Annotated in this window: 9 protein-coding genes and 1 pseudogene; 4 read left to right on the forward strand and 6 right to left on the reverse strand. The window is 73.4% G+C overall.

Annotated features, from left to right (window positions below; all coding sequences use genetic code 11):
* The 3 genes from ABZ570_RS31735 to ABZ570_RS31745 form a co-directional block, all read right to left on the reverse strand.
* Positions 1-694, reverse strand: a 694-nt coding sequence (locus ABZ570_RS31735) for an HAD family hydrolase (RefSeq protein ID WP_358071497.1), incomplete at its 3' end; no start/stop codon positions are given.
* Positions 694-1,725 (reverse strand): glycosyltransferase, encoded by a 1,032-nt coding sequence (locus tag ABZ570_RS31740; RefSeq protein ID WP_358071499.1) that lies wholly within the window; start codon positions 1,723-1,725, stop codon positions 694-696. The genes ABZ570_RS31740 and ABZ570_RS31735, both read right to left, overlap by 1 nt.
* Positions 1,722-3,374, reverse strand: coding sequence for a carbamoyltransferase C-terminal domain-containing protein (locus ABZ570_RS31745; protein ID WP_358071501.1), 1,653 nt, complete (start codon positions 3,372-3,374; stop codon positions 1,722-1,724). The genes ABZ570_RS31740 and ABZ570_RS31745 overlap by 4 nt, the downstream gene beginning before the upstream one ends.
* Before the next feature lie 540 nt (positions 3,375-3,914).
* On the opposite strand from ABZ570_RS31745, the gene ABZ570_RS31750 reads away from it, so the two are divergent.
* On the forward strand, positions 3,915-4,616 hold the full coding sequence (locus ABZ570_RS31750) for a YwiC-like family protein (RefSeq protein ID WP_358071513.1): 702 nt from the start codon (positions 3,915-3,917) through the stop codon (positions 4,614-4,616).
* A gap of 338 nt (positions 4,617-4,954) precedes the next feature.
* Positions 4,955-5,146 (forward strand): annotated as a pseudogene (locus ABZ570_RS31755) (hypothetical protein); the annotation flags it as partial.
* Positions 5,147-5,237: 91 nt separating this feature from the next.
* On the opposite strand, the gene ABZ570_RS31760 reads toward ABZ570_RS31755, so the two are convergent.
* Positions 5,238-5,927, reverse strand: a complete 690-nt coding sequence (locus ABZ570_RS31760; RefSeq protein ID WP_358071503.1) for a methyltransferase domain-containing protein — start codon at positions 5,925-5,927, stop codon at positions 5,238-5,240.
* Positions 5,928-6,119: 192 nt separating this feature from the next.
* Between ABZ570_RS31760 and ABZ570_RS31765 the strand changes: the two genes are divergently transcribed.
* Together ABZ570_RS31765 and ABZ570_RS31770 are read left to right on the forward strand one after the other, a co-directional pair.
* On the forward strand, positions 6,120-8,177 hold the full coding sequence (locus ABZ570_RS31765; RefSeq protein WP_358071505.1) for a DNA topoisomerase IV subunit B: 2,058 nt from the start codon (positions 6,120-6,122) through the stop codon (positions 8,175-8,177).
* Between the two features lie 33 nt (positions 8,178-8,210).
* The gene (locus tag ABZ570_RS31770) at positions 8,211-10,700 is read left to right on the forward strand and encodes a DNA topoisomerase IV subunit A (protein ID WP_358071507.1); all 2,490 of its coding nucleotides are present in this window, start codon (positions 8,211-8,213) and stop codon (positions 10,698-10,700) included.
* A 93-nt stretch (positions 10,701-10,793) separates the two neighbouring features.
* Here the strand turns inward: ABZ570_RS31770 and ABZ570_RS31775 are convergent, their stop codons facing one another.
* Positions 10,794-12,140 (reverse strand): solute carrier family 23 protein, encoded by a 1,347-nt coding sequence (locus ABZ570_RS31775; RefSeq protein WP_358071509.1) that lies wholly within the window; start codon positions 12,138-12,140, stop codon positions 10,794-10,796.
* Between the two features lie 95 nt (positions 12,141-12,235).
* Positions 12,236-12,871, reverse strand: coding sequence for an alpha-ketoglutarate-dependent dioxygenase AlkB (locus tag ABZ570_RS31780; RefSeq protein WP_358071511.1), 636 nt, complete (start codon positions 12,869-12,871; stop codon positions 12,236-12,238).
* Positions 12,872-12,989 lie beyond the last annotated feature (118 nt).

Genomic DNA, 12,989 nt, shown 5'->3' on the forward strand with positions numbered 1-12,989 from the left:
GGGCGCCGGCCGCGACCGCCCGGATGCCGGGGCCGGTGACCAGCACGTCCCCGGCCGAGTCGCTGCGGACGACGAGGACGGTGCCGGCCCGCCCGGCACGCGGCACCACCGGCCGGACCGCCCGCATCCGGCGCATGATCTCGTCCACCGCCGTGGGCAGGTCCGGGGCGACGGCCGGCGCCTCGGCGACCTCCTCCGGCCGGGTGACCGGGGTGGGCACCAGGATGCCGGCGGCCCCGGCGGCGAGCGCGGCGGTCATGTCCCGGCCGATGTCGCCGACCAGGACGCAGCGCCGGGGCGCGGTACCCAGCGCGCGGGCGGCGGCGTGCACCAGCCCGGGGGCCGGCTTGCGGCAGGCGCAGCCGTCGGTGTCGTCGTGCGGGCAGATCCGCCAGTCGTCGAAGGGCCCGAGCAGCTCCTCGACCCGGGCGTGCACCGCGTGCATCTGCTGCTCGGTGAAATAGCCGCGGGCCAGCCCGGACTGGTTGGTGACCACGGCCAGGCGCAGCCCGGCCGCGCGCAGCCGGTCCAGAGCCTCCCGCGCACCGGGCACCGGGCGGACCTTCTCCGGGTCGCCGTTGTAGGGCACGTCCTCGATCAGGGTCCCGTCCCGGTCGAGCAGCACCGCGTCGAACAGCTCGGGACCGGCAGGAGCCATGTCCGAGCAGTTGCCGGGGGCAGGCGCGGTGAACATCAACATCCCGCCCCGGGCAGGTCCGCCCTGACGACCGCCCCGGCGGGCAGCGACCGGGCACGCCACCAGCCGCGTACCCAGTGGAGGGTGGCGAGCGGCGGGATGAGCGCACTGGTCACCGCCATGGTGGTGACCTCGTCGGGGGTGCGCGGACCGGGGACGATGCGGGCCCCGGCGAACTCGGCGGTGCCGGCCGCCCAACCGAGCCCGGCGGCGGTGGCCACCACGCCGAGGGCACGCCGCCGGCCGCCGGGGCGGTCCAGGGCGCGCAGCACGGCGGCGACGGACGCGACCGCGCCCGCCGTGGCGACCGCGGCGTGCCGGCGCCGCCGGCCCGGGGGCAGGTCGAGGTCCCGGCGCCAGTTCGGGCCGTACAACCGGCGCAGCAGCGCGTCGTCGGCGTTGCCACGCTGGGTGCGCAGGCTGACCCAGCGGCCCTCCGGGCGTACCGGATGGGTCACCCGGCGGTGGCCGCGCACGAGCCGCCAGCCGGCGCACCGGACCCGGTGGGCCAGCTCGGCGTCCTCCCGGTAGGCGCGGGGAAACCGCTCGTCGAACCCGCCGGCGGCGACCAGCGCCGCCCGGCGGTAGGCCATGTCGGCGGTGATCCACCGGCCGTCGGCCAGGCCGGCGGTGCCGCGTTCCCAGTCGGTGGGGCGGCGGTCCGCCGGCAGCGGCACCGTCACCCGGCCCTGCACGCCGCCGACCCCCGCACCGACGGCCAGATCCTCGAGGAGGCGCCGGGACCAGTCGGCACCGGGTTCCACGTCGTCGTCGAGGAAGACCACCCACTCGCCGCGGGCCGCCCGCCAGCCGAGGTTGCGGGCCGCCGCCGGTCCCGCGCCACGCCCGGTCAGCACCTTCGTGTACGCCGCGAGCGTCCCCGGCACGGCCAGCTCCCCGGTCTCGTCGCGCCGGTCGTCGACCAGCAGCAGCTCGGCTCCGGGCAGCTCGCCGAGCTGGCCGGCGAGCGCGTCCAGCAGCGAAGCCAGGCTCGGCCGGCCGAGGGTGGGCACCACCACGCTGATCACCGGCCACCGCCCAGCGCCCGGCGGTGCACCGCGTACGGGCCGAGGGCGAGCAGGTCCACCGGCGCGGAGCCGAACAGCTCCATCGCCTCCCGAGGGGTGTCCACCATCGGCCGGCCGGCGGTGTTCAGCGAGGTGTTGACCACCACCGGCAGCCCGGTGAGCTGCTCGAACTCGGCCAGCAGCTCGGCCACCAGGGGTTCGGTGTCGGCGTGCACGGTCTGCACCCGGGCGGTGCCGTCGACGTGCGTGACGGCCGGGACCCGGTCCCGCCACTCCGGCCTCACCCGGTGCACGAAGAGCATGTACGGGCTGGGGTAGACGCCCTCGAAGATCTCCGCGAAGCGTTCCGCGCGGACCATCGGGGCGATCGGGCGGAACTGCTCCCGGCCCTTGACGTCGTTCATCCGGCGGGTGGTGTCCGGGTCACCAGGGTGGGCGAGCAGCGACCGGTGGCCCAGCGCCCGCGGCCCGTACTCGCTGCGGCCCTGGTACCAGGCGACGATGCCGTTGTCGGCGAGCACCCGGGCCGCCTCGGCGGCGATCGACGCCGGCCGGTGGTACGGCAGCGCCGCCCGGCGCAGCTCCGCCTCCAGTTCCGCGTCCGTCCAGCCGCGGCCCAGGTCCGCCCCGGCCATCGGGGTGGACCGGTCGCCCAGTTCGCCGGCCACGTGCAGGGCCGCGCCCAGCGCGGTGCCCGCGTCGCCGGCCGCCGGCTGCACCCAGACGTTCCGGTACGGCCCCTCCGCGGCGACCCGGGCGTTGGCCACGCAGTTCAGCGCCACCCCGCCGGCCATGGCCAGGGTGGCGGGGCCGCCAGCGGCGTCGTACAGCCAGCGGGACAGGTCGAGGACGACCTCCTCGAGTCGGGCCTGCACGCTGGACGCCAGGTCGGCGTGGTCGTCGGTCATCTCGCCGTCGGCGGTGCGCGCCTTGGCCAGGCTGGCCCAGTCGATTCGCTCGACGTGGAAACCGCCGTCGTCGGTGGCCCGGACCAGCTCGCGGAGCACGCTCAGGTGCCTTGGCCGGCCGTACGAGGCCAGGGCCATCACCTTGTACTCGTCGCTGGAGTGCAGGAAGCCGAGATGTCGGGTCAGGTCCTCGTAGAGCAGGCCGAGTGAGTGTGGCAGCCGCTGCGCGTACAGGGGTGACAACCGGCCCTCCCGGTAGACCCCGGCCAGGTGGCTGGCGGCCTCGCCCCGGCCGTCCAGCACCAGCACGGCGGTGTCGTCGCCGGCCGGCGGGGCGGCCAGCCCGGCCGAGGCGGCGTGCGCCACGTGGTGCGGCACGAACCGCACCTTCTCCGGATCGAGGCCGGGCAGGGCGGCGGCGAGGAACTGCGGGGCCCGCCTCGCGTAGTCGACCCGGAGCCAGTCCCACGGGTCGTCGAGGCCGAGCTCGGCCGCGTCCCGGCAGAGGCCGGGGTCGAAGGAGTAGGCGACCGCGTCGAGGCCGTCGACGTCGATGCCCGCGCTGGTCAGGCACCAGGCTGCGGACAGCTCGGGCAGCTCCCAGGCGGCGAACGGCACCGGACGCTTGCCGTGCTTGCGGCGGCTGAACCGCTCCTCTTCGGCGGCGGCGACCACCCGGCCGTCGATCACCAGGGCGGCTGCGGGGTCGTGGAAGACCGCGTTGATTCCGAGGACGCGCATGAGCAGTCCCTACCCCCGCGAACACCGCCTAACCTATAGATCATCGACTTCTCCTCGGAAGTTCGGTGTCGGCTGTGGAGATTCGAATCAGTGACCAAAGTCCCTGGTCGACGGCACGGGAAGCCACCAAACTGGGCAAAGAGGCGCGGTGGGTTCCTGTTCTGTGGCCGGTCGCACCCGAACCGACTCCGGGAGGTGGCCCTTGGTGCCCACGTCCTCGCTCTCCGCACTGACTGAGGAGCAACTCAGGCTGGCTCGCGCCGCCGACAACGGGCGCAGCGCCCGGACCGTCCACGGCGGTCCCGCCACCTCGCTGCGGCAGACCCTGGTCGCCCTGGTCGCCCAGGACCGGTCCTGGCCCGGCGAGACCGGGGACCTGCTGGTGATTCCGGACGCCCGGCACGCGCTGCACGCCGACGAGGACTCCGTGGTGCTGCTCACGGCGGCCCGTCGGGCGCCGCGGCCCGGGCCGGCTCGCCGCGGCCCGGCGGCGCGGAGTCGGGGGGCGCGGGCCGGCAGCGGGCCCGTCGGCACCGTTACCTGCCGCCACAGCACGGCGCCTGGGCGATGCTGCTCCTCCCGTACGTCACGGCGGTCTGCGTCACCGGCCTCCGATGGCCGCACCTGCCGCTGCTCGGCGCCTGGCTGGCCGGCTACCTCTTCTCGTACTACGCCCTGCTGGCGGTGAAGACCGGCCGCACCGACCGGGTACGCCCGCAGCTGCTGCTCTACGGCGCCGTGACCGCGTTGCTGGTCACGCCGGTGCTCCTGGCCCGGCCCGCGGTCCTCGGCTACGCCCCGCTGTACGTACTACTCGCCGCCGTCAACGTCGGACACGCGCGGTGGCGCCGCGAGCGGGCCCTGCTCAACGATCTCGCCTCGGTGGCGCAGAGCGTGCTCATCGTGTTCGTGGTGGCCACCGTCGCCGGCGTCCCGCCCGCCGAGCTGGCCGGGGTGGCTGGCGCGGTCGCCGCGTACCTGGTCGGCACGGTGCTCTACGTCAAGACGATGATCCGGGAGCGGGAGAGCGTCGGCTACCGGTGGGCGTCCGGCGCGTACCACCTCGCGGCGCTCGTGGTGACGGCGGCCTGGTGGGGGCCGGCGGTGGCGGCGGTCTTCGCGCTGCTGCTGCTCCGCGCGGTGCTGCTGCCGGGCCGGCGGCTGGCCCCGGTCCGGGTCGGGATGATCGAGCTGGTCGGCTCGCTGCTGGTGCTGGCCGCCATGGTGGCGCGCGGGGCCTGACGGCCGCCGGCGGGCGGATGCCCGCCTGGCGTTGCTGTCGGCAACTGTGCGTGACGGCCTGCCCCGGGTGGTCCGCTGTCACCTAACGTGACGTCGTCATGCGGCACCACCTTGTGTGCCACCGAGGCCACACCTCCGTGACCAGCGAGAACCCGTGCGGCGGCTCCGACGCGGGAACACCCCCAACCGCACTTTGCTCTGCAGCCGGATACGCAGCAGCAAGCCGTGCGTGACCGCTGCGTCCGTGGCTGCAGAGCAAAGGGGGGCGGACGGAGGGTTGTGGGTGGTCGGCCGTGGTCACTCGCCGTGACCAGAATCGTGGGTGGCTCGAAGCCGGTATGGCGAGAGGCCGGGGTTGCTCACGCCAGCCCCGGCCCCCGGCCCGGACGACCGTGGAGGAGTTCGCCACCCAGCTTGCGCTGCCCCGCAGCCACGTGGCCAAGGTGCTGCAGCGGCTGCAGCGGCTCGGCGTACCGGTGACCATCCGGGGCCGCTCCGGCGGGGTGGCCTTCGCCGAGCACGCCGGCGAGCTGACCGTCGGGCAGGTGGTCCGGGCCTTCGAGGGGGACGCCGAGGTGGTCTCCTGCGAGCACCTCCGGCCCGCTCCTGACCGTGCGGCGCTCAGGCGCCCCGGCGGAACTCGGCGCGCCAGCGGAGCCCACCGTCCGGGGCGACGATCTCCTCGACCCGGGCCGGCGTCAGCGCTCCGGTGGCGAACGCGTCGACCTCGGCCCGGGTCAGCGGCCAGGGCGGGCCCTCGATCTCCTCGTCCGCCCGCCGCCCGGCCGCGATCACCAGCAGGGCCCCGCCCGGCGCCACCAGCCGGCCGACCGCCCGGATCGCCCGCGCCCGCAGCTCCGCCGGCAGCGCCTGCACGTTCATGCTCTCCAGCACCAGATCGAAGCCGTCCAGCCAGTCGGCGGGCGGGTCGAGCAGGTCGGCGGTCTCATACCGCACCGCAGAGTCGGGGTGGCGCCGCCGGGCGGCGCGTACGGCCGTGGGGGAGACGTCGAAGGCGACGGTCGCGAAGCCGAACCGGGCCAGGTGCTCGGCGTCCCGGCCGAAGCCGCACCCGACGACGACGGCGCGTCGCCCGGAGCCCGCCGGCCGGGTCCGCTCGGTCCACTCGCTGAGCAGGGAGTGCGCTCGGTCGAGGTCCCACGGCACGGTCGCCCCGCCCCGCTCGGCGTCGGCGTAGAGCCGCTCGAATCGGCCGGCCAGGTCGCCCTCGGCGGGCGCTCGACCGGGCTCCGGACGACGCGGGGAGGTCGCCGGGGAAGACAACCGGCGGGTCGCGTCGTTGTCGTACATGTACGTCTCCTCGCCTCCGGCACCCCCGCACAGAGCGCCAGCACGGACCTGGGCGCAGCCTAACCGGACGCCGCACCGCACCCGGTGCCACAGCTCTGTCGGGGTAGCGGGCTAGGCTCGCTCCGGCGCGCCGCCCACAGTGATCGAGCCGGTGAGCGGCACCACACCGCTGAGACCTGGGAGTACGACCAGTTGACCGCACAGCCTGAGACCCTGTACGGGGCCGACGACCTGACCCACCTGGAGGGGCTGGACGCCGTCCGCAAGCGTCCCGGCATGTACATCGGCTCGACCGACAGCCGTGGCGTGGGTCACCTCGTCAACGAGATCCTCGACAACTCCACGGACGAGGGCGTCGGGGGCCACGCCACGAAGATCGACGTGATCCTGCACGCCGACGGCTCGGTGCAGGTCGACGACGACGGCCGGGGCATCCCCACCGACGTGCACGCCAAGTCCGGCATCTCCGGGGTCGAGCTGGTGCTGACCCGGCTGCACGCGGGCGGCAAGTTCGGCGGCTCGGGCTACAAGACCTCCGGCGGCCTGCACGGCGTGGGCGCCTCCGCGGTCAACGCGCTCTCCCGGCGGTTCGACGTCACGGTCCGCCGCAGCGGCAAGATCCACTCGATGTCGTTCCGGCACGGCGTACCCGGGATCTTCGACGGGGACGGCCCGGACGCGCCGTTCACGCCCGGTCCCGGCCTGCAGATCGTCGGCGCCATGAAGCGCCGCCAGCCGACCGGCACCTCGATCCGCTGGTGGCACGACCCGCGCTACTTCGAGACCGGCGCGAAGCTGGACACCGAGGCGGTCCGGCTCAAGCTGCGCAACACCGCCTTCCTGGTGCCCGGGGTGGCGTACCGGCTGCGCGACGAGACGGGGGAGGAGGCCGTCGAGGAGAGCTTCCACTTCCCCAACGGTCTCACCGACATGGTGGAATACCTCGCCCCGGCCGGCGACCGCCCGGTCTCGGCCACCCTGCTGGTCACGGGCGAGGGGACCTACCGGGAGAACGCCGCCGACGCCAACGGCGTGATGCAGTCCAACGTGCAGCGCCGGGCCGAGGTCGAGGTCGCCTTCCGCTGGGGCACCGGCTACGAGCGCACCGTCGAGTGCTTCACCAACACCATCCGCAACGCGCACGGTGGCACCCACCGCAAGGGCTTCGAGCGGGCCCTGGCGCGTACCCTCGCCGAGGCCGCCCGCAACACCCGCGGCCTGCTCAAGCCCAAGGAGGACGCGCCCACCCTGGACGACGTCCTGGAGGGCATGACCGCGGTGGTGCACGTACGGATCCCCGAGCCGCAGTTCACCTCGCAGACCAAGGACGAGCTCTCCACCGCCGGCATCACCAAGGTGATCCAGGGGCTGGTCGAGCAGCACCTGAAGTCCTGGCTGGAGGACCGGAAGACCAAGGCCGAGGCCCGGACGGTGCTGCAGAAGATCGTCGACGCGGCCCGGGTCCGGCTCACCCAGAAGCAGCAGAAGGACGCCGCCCGACGCAAGACCGCCCTGGAAGGCGCGTCGATGCCGGCCAAGCTGGTCGACTGCCGGGCCACCGGGGTGGACCGCAGCGAACTGTTCATCGTCGAGGGTGACAGCGCCCTGGGGACGAGCAGAATGGCCCGTTCGTCCGAGTATCAGGCGCTGCTGCCGATCCGCGGCAAGATCCTCAACGTGCAGAAGGCGAATCTCCAGCAGGTGCTGGACAATGCCGAGTGCGCGGCGATCGTGCAGGTGCTCGGCGCCGGCTCGGGGCGTACCTTCGATCTCTCCGCGATGCGCTACGGGCGGGTGCTGATCATGGCCGACGCGGACGTCGACGGCGCGCACATCCGTACCCTGCTGATCACGCTCTTCGCCCGGTACATGCGGCCGCTGATCGAGGCCGGCCGGCTCTACGCGGCGATGCCACCCCTGCACAAGATCACCACGAAGGGCCGCAACCCGCAGACCATCTACACCTACACGCAGGCCGAGATGGAGGCGACGGTCCGCAAGCTGGAGAAGGCCGGCAAGCAGATCGTCACCCCGATCCCGCGCTTCAAGGGCCTCGGCGAGATGGACGCCGACGAGCTATGGGAGACCACGATGAACCCGGCCACCCGGGCGGTCCGCCGGATCACCCTCGACGACGTCGAGGCCGCCGAGCAGATCCTCGAACTGCTCATGGGGGAGAAGGTCGAACCCCGCCGCAACTGGCTGATCGACTCGGCCGACCGGGTCGACCGCGAAGCCATCGACGCCTGATCACCGGGTTCGTTTCGGAAGGAAAGCTGAACCATGGCACGCCGTAGGGACGACCGCGCCCGCGCCGACCTGTCCGCGTTCGACCAGGCCGGTGCGCGGGTCTTCGACAACCCGCTGGTCACCGAGGTCTCCGACTCCTACCTGGAGTACGCCTTCTCGGTCATCCACTCGCGGGCTCTGCCCGACGCTCGGGACGGCCTCAAGCCGGTGCACCGGCGCATCCTCTGGTCGATGTACGAGCAGGGCCACCGCCCCGACCGGGGGCACGTGAAGTCTGCCCGAATTGTCGGGGATGTGATGGGTAAGTACCATCCACACGGCGACGCGGCGATCTACGACGCGATGGTCCGCCTCGCCCAGCACTTCTCGCTCAACGCCCCACTCATCGACGGGCATGGAAACTTTGGAAGCCCGGACGATGGACCGGCCGCCGCGCGTTACACCGAGGCGCGGATGTCCCGGGAGGCGATGCTGCTCGTCGGCGAGCTGGGCGAGGACACCGTCGACGTCGAGCCCAACTACGACGGCTCGCTCACCCAGCCCACCGTGCTGCCCGCCGCCTTCCCCAACCTGCTGGTCAACGGCGCGTCCGGGATCGCGGTCGGCATGGCGACCAACATGATCCCGCACAACCTGGGCGAGGTCGTGCAGGCGGCCCGCTGGCTGATCAACCACCCGGACGCCACGCTGGACCGGCTCATGGAGTTCGTCCCCGGCCCGGACCTGCCCACCGGCGGGCTGCTGCTCGGCCTCGACGAGGTGCGCCGGGCGTACGAGACGGGGCGCGGGGTGGTGCGGATGCGTGGCCGGGTGGAGATCGGCCCGCTCGAGGGCAGCCGGGGCCGGCAGGCCATCACGGTCACCGAGCTGCCGTACGGCGTCGGCGCCGAGAAGGTCATCGCGGCGATCACCAACGAGGTCAACAAGACCAAGCGGCTGACCGGCATCGCCGACGTCAAGGACCTCACCGACCGGGAGAACGGCACCCGGCTGGTCATCGAGTGCAAGGTCGGGGTCAACCCGCAGGCCCTGCTGGCCGACCTCTACCGGCTCACCCCGCTGGAGCAGTCCTTCGGGATGAACAACCTGGTCCTGGTGAACGGCCAGCCGCAGACGCTGGGGCTCAAGGAGCTGCTCGAGGTCTTCCTCGCCCACCGGTACGAGGTGGTGACCCGGCGCAGCTCGTACCGCAGGCGCAAGCGCGAGGAGCGGCTGCACCTGGTCGACGGTCTGCTGATCGCTCTGCTCGACATCGACCGGGTGGTCAAGCTGATCCGGGCCAGCGAGGACGCCCAGGCGGCCAAGGACGGCCTGATGCGGAAGTTCAAGCTCTCCGAGATCCAGGCGACGTACATCCTGGACACTCCGCTGCGCCGGCTGACGAAGTACGACCGGCTGGAGCTGGAGGCCGAGCAGGAGAAGCTGCGCGGCGAGATCGCCGAGCTGTCGCGGATCCTCGACGACCCGAAGGTGCTGCGGAAGCTGGTCTCCGACGAGCTGGCCGCGGTGGTCAAGCAGTTCGGCGCCGAGCGCCGCACGACCCTGGTCGACGGCGACCTCAAGGAGGTCCTCGCGGCCTCCGTACCGGCTGGGCCGCTGGAGGTCGCCGACGACCCCTGCCAGGTGATCCTCTCCGCCACCGGGCTGGTCGCCCGGACCGCGGCCGAGTCCGAGGAGGCCACCGAGGCGCGCCGCCGCTCCGGCCGGGTCAAGCACGACGCGGTACGCGCCGTCGTGCACTCCACGGCGCGGGGCCGGGTGCTGCTGGTCACCAGCGCCGGGCGGGCCTTCAAGATCGACGTACTGCCGCTGCCGGTGCTGCCCGAGCAGTCCGGGACGGTGTCGCTGCGCGGCGGCATGTCGGCGGCCGAGCTGGTGCCGCTGGAGCCCGGGGAGACGGTGGTGGGGCTGGCGCCGCTCGGCCCGTCCGCCGAGGGGTCGCCCGGCCTGGCGCTGGGCACCCGGCAGGGCGTGGTCAAGGTCTGCGCGCCCGAGTGGCCGGTCCGCTCGGACGAGTTCGAGGTGATCTCGCTGCGCGACGGCGACGAGGTGGTCGGGGCGACCTGGCTCACCGACGGCGCGGAGGCGCTGACGTTCATCTCGTCGGAGGCGTCGCTGCTGCGCTTCGCGGCGTCCCTGGTGCGGCCGCAGGGCATCAAGGGCGGCGGCATGGCCGGCATCAGCCTGCCGGCCGGGGCGAGCGCCGTCTTCTTCGGCGCGGTCCGCACCGACGACCCGGGGCACGGGGAGCCGATGGTGGTCACCTCGACCGGCGCCACCGTCAAGGTCACGCCGTTCAAGGCGTACCCGGCGAAGGGGCGGGCGACCAGCGGGGTGCGGGCGCAGCGGTTCCTCAAGGGTGAGGTGGACCTGGCGGTGGCCTGGGTGGGCCCGCGCCCGGTCGGGGCGACCGCCAACGGCGAGCCGGTGGACCTGCCCCCGGCGGACCCCCGCCGCGACGGCTCCGGCTTCGCCGTCATGCTCGGCCCGACGGTCGTCGGCCACCAGATCGAACGCGACTGACCGCACCCGCCCGAGGCTCTTGTCGATCAAGGGGTTTGCGTCACCGGAACGCTCCTGGATGACGCAAACCCCTTGATCAACTGCCCCGTCGGGTCAGAGTTCGGGTTCGGGGCCGCGGCGGGATTCCGTGGTGGTGCCGCGGAGGTGGGCGATCAGGCGCATGCCGTGGTAGATCACCAGGGCGGCGGCGGTGCCGAGGGCGATCCCGCTGAACGACAGGTCGCCGGCGGTGAGGGTGTAGTTGGCCGCGCCGACGATCACCGCGACCGCGGCGGTCATCAGGTTGACCGGGTCGTGGAAGTCCACCCGGTTCTCGATCCAGATCCGGGCGCCGAGGATGGCGATCAGGCCGTACAGAGCGGTGGTGGCGCCGCCCAGCACTCCCGCCGGGACGGTGAGGATCAGCGCGCCGAACTTCGGGCACAGCCCGAGCAGAATGGCCGCCACGCCCGCCACCCAGTACGCGGCGGTCGAGTAGACCCGGGTCGCCGCCATCACGCCGATGTTCTCGGCGTAGGTGGTGGTGCCGGAGCCGCCGCCGGAGCCGGCGAGCACCGTGGCGATGCCGTCGCCGAGGAACGCCCGGCCCATGTCCCGGTCGAGGTTGCGGCCGGTCATCGCGGCGACCGCCTTGACGTGCCCGGCGTTCTCCGCGATCAGCACCAGGATCACCGGGATGACCAGCACCACCGCCCGCAGGCTGAAGCTGGGCGAGTGGAACTGCGGCAGGCCCACCCAGGCGGCCTCCTTGAGCCCGGTGACCGCCTTCGGGTCCAGCTCGCCGAGGAGCACGGCGAGCACCCACCCGACCACCACGCCGAGCAGGATGGACAGCCGGGCCAGGAAGCCCCGGAAGCCCACCGTGGCGACCAGGATCGCGACCAGCGTGACCACCGCGATCAGCGGTTGGGCCTTGACGCCGGTGCCGCTACCGCCGCCGTCCCAGGCGACCGGGGCGAGGTTGAGCCCGATCAGCGCGACGATGGCGCCGGTCACCACCGGCGGCATGAGCGCGTCGATCCAGCGCGCCCCGCCCAGCTGCACCGCCACGCCGACCAGCGCCAGCACCGCCCCGACCACCACGATGCCGCCCAGCGCCGTGCCGATGCCGCCGCCGGCCTTGGCGGCCAGCACCGGGGCGATGAACGCGAACGACGAGCCCAGGTACGACGGCAGCCGGTTGCCGGTGATCAGCAGGAACAGCAGCGTGCCCAGCCCGGAGAAGAAGAGCGTGGTGGCCGGTGGGAAACCGGTGATCAACGGCACGGTGAAGGTGGCGCCGAACATCGCGACGACGTGCTGCACGCCGACGCCGACCGTACGCGGCCAGGAGAGCCGTTCGCCGGGGTGCACCACGTCGCCGGGCCGGACGGACCGGCCGTCGCCGTGCAGCTGCCAGGGGGACCAGCCGGATCGCGGCTCGGAGGGGGACTGGGTCATGCTGCGCCCTTCGCGTCGTCAGGTGACGGGGGCGTGATCGACCCTGAGAGCTGTTTGTATCACGGCATCGGACGGGTCCTCGGCGCGGGCCGCTGTCAGGCCACTCCCGCCGGGCGGAACTGCACGCTCACCCGGGGGCCGACCGGCCGGGCCGTCTTCGGGACGGCATGCTCCCAGGTGCGCTGGCAGGAGCCGCCCATCACCACCAGATCGCCGTGGCCGAGGGGGAAACGCAGGCTCGCCCCGCCGCCACGGGGCCGCAGCAGCAGCGGGCGCGGGGAGCCGAAGGAGACGATGGCGACCATGGTGTCGACGTGCGCCGACCGGCCCAGGGTGTCGCCGTGCCAGGCCACGCTGTCCCGGCCGTCGCGGTAGAGGCACATGCCGGCGGTGACGAAGGGCTCGCCCAGTTCGGCCGCGTAGTGCCGGGTGAGCGCCGCGCGCGCCGCGGTGAGCACCGGATGGGGCAGCGGCCGGCCGGCGGCGTACCAGCAGAGCAGCCGGGGGACGTCGACCTCGGCGTCGTACATGGTGCGGCGCTCGGCCCGCCAGGGCACGTCGCGCAACAGCACGTCGAGCACCGGGTCGGAGCCTTGCACCCAGCCCGGCAGGTGGTCGACCCAGGCGCCCCGGCTCAGCTCATGCCGGCGCAATCCGCCCGCGAGCGGGCCCAGGGCCGGCCCCTGCGCGGCGAAGTCGAGCATCGAGGGCTGGTAGGTGAGGTCGGACACGCTGCTGACCCTACCGCGCCTTCGAACACGCGTGCCAATCTCCGGTGGGCCAGCGTGTTCGCATTCATCAGATTCCTTCCGTGGATACCCCGGCCTTCAGGCCGGGGAGGAAACGGAA

Source organism: Micromonospora sp. NPDC007271, assembly GCF_040634005.1.
GTDB lineage: Bacteria > Actinomycetota > Actinomycetes > Mycobacteriales > Micromonosporaceae > Micromonospora.